Annotated in this window: 10 protein-coding genes and 4 pseudogenes; 4 read left to right on the top strand and 10 right to left on the bottom strand. The window is 34.1% G+C overall.

Annotated features, from left to right (window positions below; all coding sequences use genetic code 11):
* Window positions 1-2 precede the first annotated feature (2 nt).
* A pseudogene (locus P5P87_RS25250) lies at window positions 3-1,947 on the top strand (OmpA family protein).
* Between the two features lie 70 nt (window positions 1,948-2,017).
* Here P5P87_RS25250 and P5P87_RS25245 read toward each other — a convergent pair.
* The 6 genes and pseudogenes from P5P87_RS25245 to pyrR all read right to left on the bottom strand — a co-directional run bounded on the left by P5P87_RS25245 (window position 2,018) and on the right by pyrR (window position 6,725).
* On the bottom strand, window positions 2,018-2,566 hold the full coding sequence (locus P5P87_RS25245; RefSeq protein WP_340696602.1) for a CAP domain-containing protein: 549 nt from the start codon (window positions 2,564-2,566) through the stop codon (window positions 2,018-2,020).
* 174 nt (window positions 2,567-2,740) lie between these two features.
* Window positions 2,741-3,385 (bottom strand): pyridoxamine 5'-phosphate oxidase, encoded by a 645-nt coding sequence (gene pdxH, locus P5P87_RS25240; RefSeq protein WP_198856280.1) that lies wholly within the window; start codon window positions 3,383-3,385, stop codon window positions 2,741-2,743.
* 244 nt (window positions 3,386-3,629) lie between these two features.
* Window positions 3,630-4,536, bottom strand: a pseudogene (locus tag P5P87_RS25235) (ribonuclease Z).
* Window positions 4,537-4,633: 97 nt separating this feature from the next.
* Complete coding sequence (locus P5P87_RS25230) at window positions 4,634-4,966, bottom strand: ribonuclease Z (RefSeq protein WP_278021005.1); 333 nt, start codon at window positions 4,964-4,966, stop codon at window positions 4,634-4,636.
* A gap of 142 nt (window positions 4,967-5,108) precedes the next feature.
* A pseudogene (locus P5P87_RS25225) lies at window positions 5,109-6,034 on the bottom strand (aspartate carbamoyltransferase catalytic subunit).
* Between the two features lie 151 nt (window positions 6,035-6,185).
* Entirely contained in the window at window positions 6,186-6,725 is a 540-nt protein-coding gene (gene pyrR / locus P5P87_RS25220; RefSeq protein ID WP_012026512.1) for a bifunctional pyr operon transcriptional regulator/uracil phosphoribosyltransferase PyrR, read from the bottom strand.
* Window positions 6,726-6,903: 178 nt separating this feature from the next.
* Between pyrR and P5P87_RS25215 the strand changes: the two genes are divergently transcribed.
* Both P5P87_RS25215 and P5P87_RS25210 read left to right on the top strand, forming a co-directional pair.
* Entirely contained in the window at window positions 6,904-7,830 is a 927-nt protein-coding gene (locus P5P87_RS25215; RefSeq protein ID WP_278021004.1) for a hypothetical protein, read from the top strand.
* A gap of 485 nt (window positions 7,831-8,315) precedes the next feature.
* Window positions 8,316-8,489: a hypothetical protein gene (locus tag P5P87_RS25210; RefSeq protein ID WP_278021003.1), complete on the top strand. Its 174-nt coding sequence runs from the start codon at window positions 8,316-8,318 to the stop codon at window positions 8,487-8,489.
* A 180-nt stretch (window positions 8,490-8,669) separates the two neighbouring features.
* On the opposite strand, the gene P5P87_RS25205 is transcribed toward P5P87_RS25210, so the two are convergent.
* From P5P87_RS25205 to P5P87_RS25195, 3 genes are all read right to left on the bottom strand, one after another.
* The gene (locus P5P87_RS25205) at window positions 8,670-10,289 is read right to left on the bottom strand and encodes an ABC-F family ATP-binding cassette domain-containing protein (protein WP_278021002.1); all 1,620 of its coding nucleotides are present in this window, start codon (window positions 10,287-10,289) and stop codon (window positions 8,670-8,672) included.
* Between the two features lie 411 nt (window positions 10,290-10,700).
* Window positions 10,701-11,285, bottom strand: coding sequence for a TlpA family protein disulfide reductase (locus P5P87_RS25200; protein ID WP_278021001.1), 585 nt, complete (start codon window positions 11,283-11,285; stop codon window positions 10,701-10,703).
* 7 nt (window positions 11,286-11,292) lie between these two features.
* Complete coding sequence (locus P5P87_RS25195) at window positions 11,293-11,460, bottom strand: hypothetical protein (protein ID WP_278021000.1); 168 nt, start codon at window positions 11,458-11,460, stop codon at window positions 11,293-11,295.
* A 189-nt stretch (window positions 11,461-11,649) separates the two neighbouring features.
* Between P5P87_RS25195 and P5P87_RS25190 the strand changes: the two genes are divergently transcribed.
* On the top strand, window positions 11,650-11,880 hold the full coding sequence (locus P5P87_RS25190; RefSeq protein WP_198856288.1) for a hypothetical protein: 231 nt from the start codon (window positions 11,650-11,652) through the stop codon (window positions 11,878-11,880).
* Window positions 11,881-12,080: 200 nt separating this feature from the next.
* Here P5P87_RS25190 and chiA read toward each other — a convergent pair.
* A pseudogene (chiA, locus tag P5P87_RS25185) lies at window positions 12,081-16,819 on the bottom strand (T9SS-translocated chitinase ChiA).
* Between the last annotated feature and the right edge of the window lie 62 nt (window positions 16,820-16,881).

The following is a 16,881-nucleotide window of genomic DNA, read 5'->3' as shown; positions in this document are numbered from 1 at the left end:
TCATGAAAAACTATACAATACTTTTCGTTACAATTATAGGCGCTTTTTCATTTAGCACTTATGCGCAACAGGCAAAAGTCAATTCTGGAGACAAGAAATATGACAGTTATGCCTATGTTGATGCCATTAAAACTTATGAAAAAGTTGCTAATAAAGGCTATAAGTCTGAAGACATGTTTAAAAAACTAGGTAACGCCTATTATTTTAATTCAGATTTTCAGAATGCTCGCAAAATGGTATGGCGAATTATTTGCAATGAATACAGATGTTGAGCCAGAATACTATTTTAGATACGCACAGTCTCTAAAATCAAGCGGAGATATGGCTAAAGCAAATAAACTTCTGGATGAGTTTAATGCTAAATCAAAAAATGACAGCAGAGGAAAACTTTATAAAGAAGACATAAACTATTTGGATCAGATTAAAGCAAACTCTGGGAGGTACCAAATAGAAAATGCAGGCATCAATAGCAAGTACTCCGATTATGGATCATTTGTCTACAACAACAAAATTTATTTTGCTTCTGCAAGAGATACAGGGAATTTCACACAACGCAAACACAAATGGACAGGAGAATATTTTACTAATATTTATGATGCTGATCTAGATCCTGCAACAGGAAGCACATCAAAAGTCAATAAATTTAAATCGGCCATTAATACTAAATTCCATGAGGCTTCACCAGTTTTTACTAAAGATGGTAAAACGGTTTATTTCACTAGAAATAATTATATCAACGGAAAGAAAGGAAAGGATGAAAATAAGATCACTTTAATCAAACTTTACAAAGCAGAACTTGGACCAGATAATAAATGGACTAACATTGCGGAACTTCCTTTTAATAGTGATAATTACAGTACGGCTCATCCTGCTTTGAGTCCAGACGAAAAAACACTGTATTTTGCTTCTGATATGCCAGGATCAATTGGACAGTCAGATTTGTATAAAGTCAGCATAAATCCAAATGGAGGTTATGGTACACCAGAAAATCTCGGAAATACAATTAATACAGAAGGAAAAGAAACTTTTCCGTATCTAACTTCTGAAAATGAAATTTACTTTGCTTCAGACGGGCATCCAGGACTTGGAGGTTTAGATGTATTTGTTGCCAATATTGACAATAACGGAAAAATAAGTAATATACAGAACGTTGGAGCTGACGTCAATTCTCCAAAAGATGACTTTGCGTATATTATTGATCCCGAAACGAGAAGAGGTTTTTTCTCCTCTAATAAAGACGGAGGACAAGGGTCTGATGACATTTACGGATTTCTAGAAACCACAAGATTAAGATGTATTCAGGAATTGTATGGAACAGTAACTGATGCTGAAACAGGAATTGCTCTTCCTGGAGCCAAACTTACTTTATATGATGACCAAATGAATCTCAAAAATTCTAGTGTTGCAGACGCATCTGGTAAATACAGTTTTTCTGTAGAATGCGGGAAAACCTATTATGTAAGAGCCGAAAAACCAGAATATGCCACAAAAGAGCTACCTGTTACTATAGATAAAACAAGCGGAAAAACTAGTCTACCGATTGCATTGGAAAAATCAACTTGTAAGGTTACTGTAGGCGACGATTTAGGAAAATGCTTTGGCATCAAGATGATTTATTTCGACTTGGATAAATCTAATATTAGAACCGAAGCTGCCTTAGATCTAGAAAAAATATTGGTTGTTCTGAATGATTATCCAACAATGAAACTAGATATCCGTTCGCATACAGACAGTAGAGCTTCGCATCAGTATAACGAAGCTTTATCTGACCGCAGAGCGAAATCGACTATTCAATGGTTAGTTAAAAACGGAATCGCTCCTAACCGATTGACTGGAAAAGGATACGGAGAAAATCAACTTGTAAATAAATGTTCAGACGGAGTTCCATGTACAGAAGCAGAACATCAAGCAAACAGACGAAGCGAATTCATTATTACAGCCTTGTAATATTAAAAATAGATCAACAAAAAAGTCTGCCGATATGGCGGCTTTTTTTATTTAAAAAGTCGTTGCAATTCTATGAATTACAACGACCTCTAAAAACCAACCTGTTCAATAAACTTTTAAATCTTAACAAATATGTTAGTGTAATATTTTTTCCCGTAGCAGGATCTGTTGTTACAGATAATCCAAAATGGGTATAATCGCCTACTATATTTTCTTTGTGCCCAGGACTGTCAAGCCAAGCTCGTACAGCCGCTTCTGCAGTTTTATAATTGTAGGCTACATTCTCGCCTACTTTTTTAGCTCCTAGTATACTAGTCATATTACTTGATCTAGCAACAAAATCATTATGATCTACAACATTGTTTTCAATCATATACTTATTATGCTCTTCACATTTAAAAGATATATGATTAATTCTCTCTAAAGCATTTAAACCAATACTCACACGGTATTCGTTTATTAGCTTCATAGTTTCTATTTCGGTATCGTTATAAGTGTAGTTTACAATAAGAGCTTCTGTTGGAGTGCTATCCAAGCTTGCTTCGGCGTTATCAGCAGAACATGCGTTCATTGCGAACAAAATCGCAATGAACAACATGGTGCGCATAATCTTTTTCATAATCATCAGCATTTTAGCGGTTTAAAGTAAATGTTGGGGCAAATCCTTTAAATTTATTTTTGAATAAAATATCGTTTGCTTTTTCTATACCAAACGTATTCAAATTACCGTTAAACTACAAAATTAATCGATGAAATGCATATAATTTTTATTTAAAAAAGTATTTTCTTACAACTAAGAAGATAGTCGCTCAATTTTCCACGAAAAATCAGACTGACTTGTATATCTAATTCTATCGTGAAGCCTATTAGGTCTTCCTTGCCAGAATTCAACTTGAAGTGGAGTTACAATATAACCTCCCCAATTTTCAGGTCTAGGGATAGTCTTACCTTCAAATTCAGTTTCTATTTTTTTTAAGTTTTCTTCTAAAAAAGTTCTCGACGGAATAACTTCACTTTGGTGCGAAACTATAGCGCCTAGCTTACTTCCGTCAGGACGTGAATCAAAATAATTATCAGAAACAATCTCAGATGTTTTCTGGGCAATTCCTTTAATAATTACCTGACGTTCTGCTTCCTGCCAAAAAAAAGACAAACAAACATTTGGATTAGCTTCTATTGCTTTCCCTTTTTCCGAATTGTAATTGGTATAAAATATAAAACCTTCCTCAGAAAATTTCTTCAATAAAACAACACGCGATTTCGGAAAACCATCCAATCCAATTGTCGAAACTGTCATGGCATTCACCTCTCCGCTTCCACCAAAATCTTCCACCTCATGAAACCATCGGTTAAAAAGATTAATCGGATCTTCTGGAATATTACTTTCTAATAATTCACTCTTCTCGTAAGATTTTCTATAATTACTTAAATCGTTCATGATTTGTTATTTTAGATTATTGACTTTAGATTTTTGTTTCAGGTTTCAGGTTTCAAGTTTCAGGTTTGAAGTTTGTCAGGCTGAGCGAAGTCGAAGCCCACAACTACAAAGCAAGTTCTACTCAAAAAAAGCACTTCGATTTCGCTCAGTGTGACAATCATATATTAAGATTCCATCAACTTAAACTTGAAGCAAATACAGCAAAACTTAGTCCCTTAGAACCTCAGCATCTCAGAACCTTAGATTAAAACTCAAAACTAACTCCATCATCAGCCAAAAGCACATTTGGAAAAACCTCTTCTGCTTCTTTTTTAAATGGCTCTAGACCATCATAACGCGTTGAATAATGACCTAAAATAAGCTGTTTCACATTGGCCTTTAAAGCAATATTTGCTCGCTTCTTTTGCTGTCGAATGCAGTGTTTTTTCGGCCAATCTTGCTTCCGACTCTAAAAACGTAGATTCGTGATATAAAATATCTGTATTCTGTATAATCGGAATTATCTCTTCATTGTAAACTGTATCAGAACAGAAAGCATAACTTTTTGCTGGCGGCGGATCAAAAGTAAGTTTTTCATTTTCAATTACTGTTCCGTCATCAAGCGTAATATCTCCGCCATTTTTTATTTTCTGATAATAAGCAACATGAATATCATAACGCTGAACTGCTTCAACATCTAGTTTTCTTTCATCTGGTTTTTCCTGAAAAAGATATCCATTTGTATAAACACGATGCTTTAGCGGAATTGTTTTCACAATGACCTTTTTATCTTCAAAAACAACTTCACTTTCTTTCGATTCTAATTCGTGAAAAAACAAAGAATACGTTGTCCAAGATTCAGTCAGTTTTAATTGAATAAGAATTAATTCTTTAATTCCTTTCGGACCATAAATATGTAAATCTGTAGTTCTACCTAAAAGCGAAAAAGTCGAAATAGTTCCTATTAATCCATACAAATGATCTCCATGAAGATGCGAGATAAAAATGTGATTAATTTTTGAAAATTTAATCTTGTTTTTGCGAAGCTGTACCTGAGTTCCTTCTCCGCAATCAATCAAAAACAATCTGTTTTTAATTTCTAGAACCTGCGAAGTCGGATTAGTAAGTGTTCTCGGAGTTGCGGCATAACAGCCAAGTATAGTTAGTTTCAATTTTATTGTTTATTCGTTTATTTGGTAAATCGTTTAATCGGCTTAAAATTAAATCAAATCGATTAAACAGTTAAACGAATAAACAATTAAACCAATTTTAAAATCCGAGGTCTCTTTCGATTTCTTCCATTTCGATAATATCGTGAGCTTCTAAAAGAGAAGGAACTACAGCCAATTTATCTGAAATAGCGTTAAAATCAAGATCGGTTGCTACAATTACAAACGATTTTTTCGCTTTTTTCTGAACTTTAGAAAGTGGTAAAAAAGCTTTTAAATCATTTTCTGAAATATTAGAATCTGATGATAAATCGATTATAATATTTTGTTTTTCAAAGGTTTTAAATTGTTGCGTTACTTTTTCCAAGAAAGCATTTACATCTCCTTGAGTATCTTTAATCGTAACGGTATGTCCTTTTTGATCTACTTTCATTTTTTAATTTGAGGGGCTTATATTTTATGATGCTAATTTACTAAGTTTTTTTGTTGTTTCAAGTTTCAGGTTTCAAGTTTTACGCTCAGTGTGACACCTATTTCAAAACTGAAAACTGCGACTGTGACTGAAAACTAAAAAACTATTGAATCTTAGAAGCCAGCAAATAAATAACCGCCATTCTAATCGCAACACCATTCTCTACCTGATTCAAAATAACCGAATGATCAGAATCGGCCACTTCAGAAGTAATTTCTACTCCTCTGTTAATTGGTCCTGGGTGCATGATTACGATTTCTTTTCCTAGCGAATCCAAAAGCGGTTTGTCTACTCCATATTGTTGTGCGTATTCACGCGTTGATGGGAAGAAATTCACATCCATACGTTCGTTTTGCACTCGAAGCATGTTCGCAACATCACACCATTCTAATGCTTTTCTTAAGTTTGGTTCAACTGTAACACCAAGCGATTCAATATATCTTGGAATCAGTGTTTTTGGTCCGCAAACTTTAACTTCAGCGCCTTGCATCTGCAAAGCATATATGTTGGATAAGGCAACTCTCGAATGCAGAATATCGCCTACAATAACTACTTTTTTTCCAGCAACATCACCCAGTTTTTCTCTGATAGAATAACTGTCTAATAAAGCCTGAGTTGGATGTTCGTGCGCGCCGTCTCCAGCGTTTACGATACTTGCTTTTACATTTTTAGATAAAAAATAAGCCGCTCCGGATTAGAGTGGCGCATTACAACCATATCCACTTTCATCGAAAGGATATTATTTACAGTATCAATCAAAGTCTCTCCTTTTTTAACCGATGACTGAGTCGCAGAAAAACTGATTACATCAGCAGATAAGCGTTTCTGCGCTAATTCGAAAGAGAGTTTGGTTCTGGTACTATTTTCGAAAAAAATATTGGCAATGGTAATATCTCGTAATGAAGGAACTTTTTTAATCGGTCTGTTAATGACTTCTTTAAAATGATCTGCCGTTTCAAAAATCAGGTTAATATCATTCTCATTGATATATTTTATTCCTAATAAATGATTTACGCTTAATTCTTTCATGTTTAATGTTTAACTGTTTATTTGTTTAATCGTTTAATCGTTTGCTTTGCGATTAAACAGTTAACCGATTTAACGGTTCAACTTTTTATATTTTTAATTGTCTAATCATTGAGTTTCTCCGATTAAACAATTAACCGGTTAACCGATTAAACTAATTTGTCACTAGGTGAACAACATCTTCACCATCATTTTCTTTCCAGCTTACAATTACTTTTTCACCATTAATAGCATCTACTTGACGGCCTCTGTAATCGGGTTGAATTGGTAAATGACGGCTGAAACGTCTGTCTATTAAAACCAATAATTCAATTTCTGAAGGTCTCCCAAAAGATTGAATGGCAGTTAGCGCCGAACGAATGCTTCTTCCGGTAAACAAAACATCATCAATAAAAATGACTTTTTTGTCTTCGACTATAAAATTGATTTGGGTCTTATTGGCTTCAAGCGGTTTATCAGTACGACGGAAATCATCTCTAAAAAAAGTGATGTCCAGATATCCCAAAGAAATTTCAGGAACCTTGTATTCGTTTTCTAATATTTGTTTTAAACGTTCAGCTAAAAAAACACCTCTTGGCTGAATTCCCACCAAAATGGTATTAGAGAAATCAAGATGTTTTTCGATTAACTGACAAGCCAAACGATGGAGTATGATAGTAACTTCTTTCGAATTAAGTAATACTTTTTGACTCATAAGTGATTGTAATGTTTGGTTGCGCAAATATACGGAATCTGATTTTATTTGTTGGGGTGTTGAGCTTGGAAATATTTTTAGACGAAAATTTCTAACTCAAAAAAGAAAAGTACCAAAATACAAAATGTAAGAATTAAACCATAAATTTGTATTCTGCTTTTACAAAAAAACAAAAACATTGCAAAACTACATTACAAAACTAAGGCACATTCTACCAATCTTCTTATTGATTTCATTATCCATTATAATTGGTCTTTTAATAATTCGTTGGATATTTACAATTGAATTTGAAATTTTTGATTTTAATGAAAAAATCTGGAACTTTTGGTTACCAGTCTTATTACCATGGATTCCAATTTTAATATGGTTACGTCCTAGGTTTAAAATTCTTATTTTAAAAAATGATCATCACGAATTCTTTTTTCAATTTTTATCTGCTATTACAATTACCGCATGCCTAATAAATTCACAAGAATATTTAACTACTGCAACAGGTAAGCTCCAAAAATTATCAACAATAACAGATATTGAGATAACCCCAAAAAGCCGTTATTATAATTTAGCTAATTTTTCTGTTGCAACTAATTTCGGAGGTACTTATACATCATTCAGTCGAAGTGGAAGAAGCAATGATCTAAATTTTGACATTTATTTTGTTGTTCCAATTTTTGACAGAAAGCAAACAAATATTAATAGTTTACCAAAATATTGGTATGGTGTAAGTTTTCATGATCGATTGAGAAACGCAAGAAATGACGAAAAAAATAAACGCTCATATAATGAGTTTTATAATTATTGTCTTGATAGAATGAAAAATTATGATTTTTATTCATTAGATCATTTTGAGAGAACGCCAACATCTGATAAAAAACAAAATTTCATAAAAGCAGTAGAAGCGAGAGCTCAAAAAAAATCAGAAAACTATGTTATCTTAGAACCGATAAAAGAAAAATATGAAAAAAGAAATGGAAACAAATTTCAATGGATATTTGGCTCTTTTGGCATAGGTTTTTCTATTCTTTTATTTACATTAATTTGGCCAGGCTTTAGTGCGACAGAAATGAGAAAATTTAAAACCAATAAGGGACATAAAAAATTATTTTAAAAGGTTCGCAAATAAAAAATATGAAGCATTTTCCAACAGAACCAAAAAACATATTCTTAATAGACAGCTTCGGAGCTATGCTTACGACTATCCTACTCTTTTTTATCCTTAAAAACTTGAACGAATTTTTCGGTTTACCAAAAGATATTTTCGAATACCTTTCAATTATTGCATTCTCATTTTTCGTCTATTCCATCAATTGTTATTTTTTAGTCAAACAAAATTGGAAACCGTTTTTAAAAATAATCTGTACAGCTAACATTCTTTATTGCACCCTAATATTTGGTATTTTAATCTACAATTATAAAAGCGTTTCTGTCTTTGGGATTATTTACTTTCTAGCAGAAATGGCTATAATTATTGGGCTCCTCACATTAGAAATGAAAATCATAAAATCCAAATCCTAAAACATTTCCAAAAAATTCTATAACAGATTTTGCCTATTCCTGAAGTAATTTTAAGTATCAATTTAAAACATCAGAATCATGCAAAATAAAATACTAAGATTGTTAATGGTATTTGTAATACTGTTTTCATTTACAAGCTGTGAAGCTATAGGAGACATTTTTAAAGCCGGAATGGGATTCGGAATTTTTATCGTAATTTTTATTATTGCGATTATTATCTGGATTTTCGCTAAAATGTTCGGAAGCAAATAGTTTTAAATAAACAATAAAAAAATCCCAAATTCCAAATTAAACTTGGAGTTTGGGATTTTTTTATGGGTATAGAACTTTGTCAAAGTTTTAAACTTTGACAAAGTTGTAAAGTCAAAGATTGGAATTTGGAATTTGGAATTTCAATAATTGGAACTTACAATTTATTGGAATTTCAAAAAATTAAAGATTGTACATCTTCTTTCTTTGTTCTTGAATTTTCTCATCATCAAGATATTCGTCAAATGTCATGTAACGATCGATAACTCCGTTTGGTGTCAATTCTACGATTCTGTTACCAACTGTTTGCGCGAACTCGTGGTCATGCGTTGTGAAGATTACAGAACCTTTAAAGTTTTTCAATGAGTTGTTGAAAGCTGTAATAGACTCCAAATCTAAGTGGTTTGTTGGCTCATCTAGCATTAAAACGTTTGCACGCTCCATCATCATTCTAGACAACATACAACGTACTTTTTCTCCTCCAGACAAAACTCTAGACGTTTTAAGAGCTTCTTCTCCAGAGAAAATCATTTTTCCTAAGAAACCTCTAATGAAAACCTCATCACGTTCTTCTTCTGTTTTAGCGTATTGACGTAACCAGTCAACTAAACTTAAATCATTTTCAAAATATTTGTGGTTTTCAGCTGGTAAATACGCTTGATTGGTTGTAATTCCCCAATCGAAAGTTCCAGCGTCTGCTTTTTGCTCACCGTTTAAGATTTCGTAGAAAGCTGTTGTTGCACGTGAATCTTTAGAGAAAAGAACGATTTTATCGCCTTTTGCCATATTCAGGTTAATATCTTTAAATAAAACTTCTCCGTCTACAGAAGCCGCTAAATTTTCTACATTCAAAATCTGATCTCCTGCTTCACGATCTTGATCGAAGATAATCGCAGGATAACGACGGCTAGAAGGTTTAATTTCTGAAATATTTAATTTCGAAATCATTTTTTTACGAGAAGTTGCTTGTTTCGATTTCGCAACGTTTGCACTAAAACGACGAATAAATTCTTCCAACTCTTGTTTCTTCTCTTCTGCTTTTTTGTTTTGCTGTGCACGCTGTTTTGCCGCTAATTGGCTAGACTCATACCAGAACGTATAGTTTCCTGAATAGTGATTGATTTTTCCGAAATCAATATCAGAAATATGTGTACAAACCGCATCTAAAAAGTGACGGTCGTGAGATACAACGATTACAGTGTTTTCGTAGTTTGCCAAGAAGTTTTCTAACCAAGCGATTGTCTCGAAATCCAAATCGTTGGTAGGCTCATCCATAATCAGCAAGTCAGGATTTCCAAAAAGTGCCTGTGCCAAAAGCACACGAACTTTCATTTTTCCTTCCATATCCGCCATTAACGTATAATGATCTGCTTCTGTGATTCCTAAGTTAGACAACATCGCAACTGCATCAGAATCGGCGTTCCATCCGTTCATTTCTTCAAACTGAACTTGTAACTCCCCTATTCTGTCTGCATTAGCATCATTATAATCTAAATAAAGTTCATCCATTTCTTTTTTAACAGCATACAGAACTTTATTTCCCATTAAAACGGTTTCCAAAACAGTATGCTCGTCGAACATGTTGTGGTTCTGGTTTAAAACCGACATACGTTTTCCTGGCTCTAAATGAATGTGCCCTGAAGTTGGATCAATATCGCCCGAAATCACTTTTAAGAAAGTAGATTTTCCTGCACCATTTGCTCCAATAACGCCGTAAATATTTCCGTGAGTAAACGTAGTATTTACTTCGTCGAATAAAATCCTTTTACCAAACTGAACTGATAAATTATTGACTGTTAACATGAATGTCTTTTTAATTAATTTGGTGCAAAAGTAGTGAAAAAGGTTCTAAGTTGCAAAGATGCTAAGGTGCTAAGGTTTTTTATAGTTGTGTGGGTTTCTCGCAGAGGTGCAGAGGCGCAGAGTTTTTTTTACCAAGTTGATTACTACGCAATCTTGTCATTTCGAGGGACGAGAAATCTTCGCAAGAAACTCCACTTCTATAATCGCCAATCTTTGTCGAGCTACTTGTGGAGATTTCTCTTTCGTCGAAATGACAAAAATGGGGTTACTTTATCGATTAACTAGTGAGATTTCTCCTTCGTCGAAATGACAAACTGGACCGTTAATTATTGGTTTTAAATAAAAACTTTGCGAGATTAATTTAGCTAGAGCTTACTTTCTTTAGCCAAAGCCACTTCCAGACTCTCAAAATTAGGAAGCACTTTTGCAATCATTCCTTCTTTTGTTTAGAATAAAATGTGTTGGGAAAGAATTCAATTGCAGAGATTCATTCATATAAACTTTCATGTCTGGAATTACAGAATATGAAAGGGGTTTTCTAGCCAAAAATGCTTTTAATTGTTCTGCTGAATCTTCGGCTAAACTCATAAAAACAATGTCTTTTCTGTCTTTGTATTCTTCAGTCAGTTTATTGACTTGCGGAAATTCTCTAATGCAAGGAGTGCAGTGAATGTACCAGCATTTTATCACAATGATTTTTCCTTTCATGGATTCGTTAGTTACCAGATTTCCGTCTAAATCTTTAAAGGAGAATTGCGGAAAAGCTGTTCCTTCCATTTTATAGTTTTTATAAGCATCAAAACCAATTTGATTGATGGTTGCTTTTATACTTGTATCTGTTTTTGGCAGGATTTTGAAAAGCTTATAGACATATACACTTTCTTCTGATTTTAATCGAACTGGAATGAAATTTCCATTTGCCAATTGATCTAAAAAAGATTCTTTAGTAATTTCTTTTGAAGATGCGTCTAAAGCGATAAAGTCTCTAGAAAGCATTATTTTTTTATTCTGATAAGTCTGCCCATTCTGGGTAAGTTTTTTGAATTTGAGTGGGATCAACTTCTGGATTTCCGAATTTGTTTTGAGCTGTACTTATTGTAAAAATAAAAAGTAGTGTAATTAAGCTAATGAATTTCTGCATAGATTCTAAATCAATTGTATTTGATCTCAAAAATAGTGAAAGTTTTTTAACCGCAATCCCGATAGCTATCGGGAGCGAAGGAATGCGCAAAGTTCGCAAAGGGTTTCTCGCAGACTCTGCAGATTTAGAAGATTCGTTCTCAAAAATCTTCCATTATGAAACAAATTTGTGTCATAATAAAAATAGTAATTCTTTAGATTTGCTAAAAAAAACAAGACAATGACTACAAATAATCATTCAGATGAAATTAAAGCAAGGTTAATCGATTTCTTTACAGACAAAATTGATTGTAAGGAAATGGCAAAAATGATACGCGAAGTAAATAATGTGCTTTCTTTATCAGTAATGAGAAAATGCGAAACGATAGAATCGGGAATAAAGAATATCGATGATAATTTTTATTGGCTTAATCAACTTGCAGAAGTTTTAGATCCTTATTTGGAAGCTTAAATAAGGAATTATTTTACCGATAAAAAAACCTGGCAACAAAAATTGCCAGGTTCATAATGCGCTACATGAGGCAAAAACCAAATAACAAATTACCTCACTTCACAGCATTTAAGAAATAAAAATTAGGTTAAAAAATAAATAACCAAACTCAATTTTAACCGTCCCAACTTTCTTATTTCTAAATTTTTAATTCTTTTATTTTAGTTTAAAAAGTTCATTACTTTCAATGACTTTTTGTGTCCAGATTTATCTGTTACGATCACAACAAAAATTTGTTTACTAGCAAAACTTGGACTATTAAGCAGTACTTCTTTATTGTTCTGAATATTTCTATGACTTGTAACAGTTTGTCCTATCGTATTAAATACATCAACTTGAGCAATATCTCCCGTATCATTCGCTACAGATAATGTATTGTTTCTGAAATAGGCAACAGTTGTATTACTTTCAGCAGTTATATCTTCTACAGCCAATGTTTTTGCTGTGCCTTGCGATGCAAAATAAGCCGCGTATGCTTTAGATAATTCAGATGAATTTCCGCAAGAAGACGCATCCCAGTTTACAGACCAAGTCATTAAACCTCTTAAAGAAGGATATGGTCCACCTGGCTGCATAGTATATGTTCTTCCAGTGAAATTGGTTCCGTTTCTTAAATAATCCATAGCATTAATTCCTTCTGTAGGAGTTAAATAACCGCTACCTGCTGCACTCGGACAAGCTGGCAATGCAATAAGAACTTTTGAAGCTGGCAAGCCATCAAAATGCATTCCTGTTGAAGCAATGTTGTACCCTTTTATGATCATATCAGTTAAGGCTGTAACCATGTTTGCTTTCTTAGCCGTACCATAATATTGACCATCTAATCCGTTTTCTCCTCCTGTGTTATACAATTGTACCGCTAACAAATCTAACTCGTTACGCAAGTTTTGAATAATTGGCAAGAACGAACCGAAAGTATCCGTATAAGTAGTATAACCTCCTTGTACATATTGTGTTTCTGGAGCTGCAGTCAATAAGAATCCAGGCCCATAGTATGCTTTTAATTCTTTGAAAGCATCTACTACGTTTTTCAATCTTGGATAAGCTGAAATTCCTGCATAAGAAATATCTCTTAGACCTCCGGCACTAAAATTCATAGATCCGCCTTCAAAATCAATATCAACTCCATCAAATTGATACTCGTCAATAATGGCTTTTAGACCATTAACAAAAATATTTTTCTGCGTTACATTCTCTAAAACAACATGACCATTTTGACCTCCAATAGAAACAATAACAGGAACGCCGCTATCTCTTAAAGTTTTGATATCATTTTTCAATAATTGCTTATCGAAAACGCCATTGGTCAAATATCTAGCATCATTTGTAGTCAGTATTGGTGTATAACCATCGCGATTAACGGTTTCTACGAAAGAATAATCCACTACATTAAACTTACTTCCCTTAATCTGAGAAAAATATAAGAATGGAGCTGAAGTATTTTCCCAAGAATGCGCGTATCCTAAAATAATTTTAGATGGAAGTGGAATAAATCTATTACCACTTACTGTAGCAATTTTAATAGTATTATTTAATGTATTTACGGCAGCTTTATTATCGGTTGCTTTAATTACAATTGGATAATCCTGATAAGCAGTTGGCGTAAAATTATACGTATAAGTATTATTTGTACCTGCTGTCATGTTAAATGTACCGCCGTTTATGGTAATCGTAACACCTGAAACTGTTCCGTCACTATCAACAGCTGTAACTGAAATTGGCACAGCTTGGAAAGAACTTTGGTATACCGTAGTATTTGATGGTGAATTCCAAGTGATTACAGGCAATGCATTTGGACAGTTTGCACCTGAACAAGTTAATGTAAAACTATATGTTTTTGAATCTGTTGTTCCGTTTGATGCCGTAGCCGTAACAGTTAAGGCATGAGAAACTCCAAACTGATTTGCTACTGGTGTCCAACTCGCTGTATAAGTTCCAGAAGAGTTTGTCGCACTTATACTTTGTCCGTCTAAACTAAATACCACAGAAGAAATTGTAGTCGCATCTGCAGCGCTTAATCCAACAGTTGCAACAAAATTAATTGCTGATCCTAAATTTATAGCAATCGCCGAAGTTGTCGGTGCTGTAATAGCAACAACTGGCTTGGTTACAACCGTTGTTTGGGTATTGAAATTATAAACTGTTGGCGTTGTAGGAACAGCAAAGTTGGCTAGATTATTTGGATAATAAGCTACTTCTCCGTTTTGCCATGAATTTAATTTCAAGCTTAAAATTTGTGTATAACCTGCTACAACTGAATTATCGAAAGTATAATTTCCTGATGCATCTGTTGTTGCCAGAACGCTTTTCCAGTTGTGTGTATTATCTGTCCAAGGTAAAACGATTTCAACTTGTGCGTTAGCAACTGGAGTTGAACCATTTTTCACAGTTCCGCTGATTAAGTTTGTCGCTCGCTGCCAATGCTCGCTTTTGCTGTTGAACTTGTATTAAAGTTGTAAACTGTTGGAGTTGATGGAACAGGAAAATTTGCCAAATTATTTGGGTAATAATTTACTTCTCCATTTGACCAAGTATTTAATTTTAAACTTGTAATAGTTGTATAACCGTCTGTAACAGCATTATCAAAACTGTATTTTCCTTGTGCATCTGTTGTTGCCAAAACACTTTTCCACGGATGTGCATTATCTGTCCATGGCAAAACGATTTCTACTTTTGCACCCGCAACAGGAATTGTTCCGTTTTTAACTGTTCCGCTAATTTTACTTGTAGTTGCAACATCTTGAGTAAAATTCAACGTTTTATTCGCATTCAAATTAGAATATACTGTTGAAGCTGGTGTAAATGTTTGACCTGTTAAAGCAGCCGTTACTGTATAAGTTCCGCCAGAAGCTAAAGTCAATGAATATGCTCCACTTGAATTGGTTGTTGCAGTAACATTTCCTGCTGTAGAAGATGCAGTAACTGTTACGCCAGAAACTGGAGTTGTTCCGTTAAGAACTGTTCCGCTTACTGTATACGTTACCACTGCAGCACCTTGTGTAAAGTTCAACGTTTTATTAGCATCAATTGCATTGTAAACCGTTGACGCTGGCGTATAAGAGAATCCAGATTTTGCAGCGGTAACTGTAAAGTTTAAACCTGCTGTTAATCCTGCTAGGCTGTAAGCTCCGCTTGCATTTGAAACTCCTGTTAATGTTGTAGTTCCAGAAACTGCTGAAACTGTAACACCAGAAACTCCTACTGTTCCGTCTAGAACGGTTCCGCTTACAGTGTAAGTTGGCTGAGATCCATTGATTGTAACGCCTGTCTGATTAACTGTAACATTCGTTAAACTTACAGGAACAAATGTATAACTAGCTTTTGCGACTGTTAACGAATAGTTTTGCCCAGAAGTTAAATTGTTGAATGTGAAATTTCCTGTTGCAGAAACTACTGTTTGAATCACCGCATTGCTTGCATTTCGCAATTCAACTGTAACGTTTGTAACTAAAGTTGCTCCGTTTTTTACTGAACCAGAAATACTAACTGTTCCTGGCACAACACTTCCAAAAGAAGTATCAACTTGGTTTAATAATGCGTTGGGAATTGAACCTCTTGTATCTTGAGATAATTCCCAGATCATCCCTCCTGCTAAGTTTTTTGATTTTATATACTGCACTTTTAAGTCCATTGACTGTTTATCTTCATAAGAAATAAATTCTTTTGAAGTAGCATTATATAAATAAGGAACTTTTGTAGTATTATCAAAATATCTTACCCATCCTGCCGAAGCTGCAGATGGCGTTACCATCATCGTGTTTGGATCTAAATAGGCATGCGAATTAGTAACTGGATTCCCAACTAAATCACAGATTTCGATACTTCCAGATTTTTCACAAGCTCCTGAACCATCCCATGTTCCTGTTGGGTTTTGCGGATTTGTACATCCAGGGACTACATATCTTGGTGCTGAAACAAACAATCCGTTTGTTGAATTTGCGGCAACGTTGTCGAATTTTTTTCCGTAGAAAGGTAATCCCATGATTAATTTATTCGCAGGAAAACCAATTACATTTAAATATTGATTCGTTAATTCGTCTAATGATTCTGATTGTGTTGCACCATACAACGGATCATTTGGATTTCCACTTGCATATAAAGGCGCATTATAGCAGGTTTTATCATACCAGTTACCGCCAAAATCGTATCCGAAATAGGTGATATAATCACAATAAGTCGAAATGTCTTCTGTCATTCCGTATTGTGCTCTGTTATTTGGTCCTAAATACTGTTTAGAAACATTTCTAACATTGTTTCCAGCAAGCAATAGTAATTAGTTTATTTGGCATTGCCTGACGCATAGCTTTTAATAAAAGCACTAAATTTTTATTGTCATCAGGACTATATTTTTGAGGAGGAACAGGCGAACCATTTACTATTTCTGTACCATCAGTTCCGCCCGAAAGAGGATATTCCCAGTCGATGTCGAAACCGTCAATAAATGGATATGTAATAATGAAGTTTGCCATATCTGCTCGCTAAAGCCGCTCTTGCTACAGGACTTGCAGGCAATTGGAGAAAGATCTTGTCCTTTTGTCCAGCCTCCAACAGAAATTAAAACTTTTAAATGCGGATACTTTTCTTTCAATTTCATTAAATCGTAAAAGTTTCCTTTAACTGGCGCATCCCAAGGAATTCCGCCTTCCATATGCTCAAAATCGGCATAGGTGTCTAAACATTTTAATTTTGTATTCTCTGGATGGGCAGGATCATAAGTGGTCCCATAAAAAGAATAATTTAAATGCGTCAATTTACTCCCATCAATTTTCGGAACATTAAAATCCCGAGCATAAATAGACCATTGCGCATAATACCCCACTACTTTTTTTCCGTGAGCCGGTTGGGCCAACACTAGTAAGGGAAACAGTAACAAAAAGAGCAATCTGTAATAATGTTTCATAGTTAATAAATATTAGTTAATAGAAAATAAATAATTGGGCCACAGAAGCTTAAATTCTTCTG

This window comes from Flavobacterium ginsengisoli, assembly GCF_029625315.1.
GTDB lineage: Bacteria > Bacteroidota > Bacteroidia > Flavobacteriales > Flavobacteriaceae > Flavobacterium > Flavobacterium ginsengisoli.
Note: the sequence above shows the minus strand (reverse complement) of the source record. Positions and strands in the feature narration are given on the sequence as shown.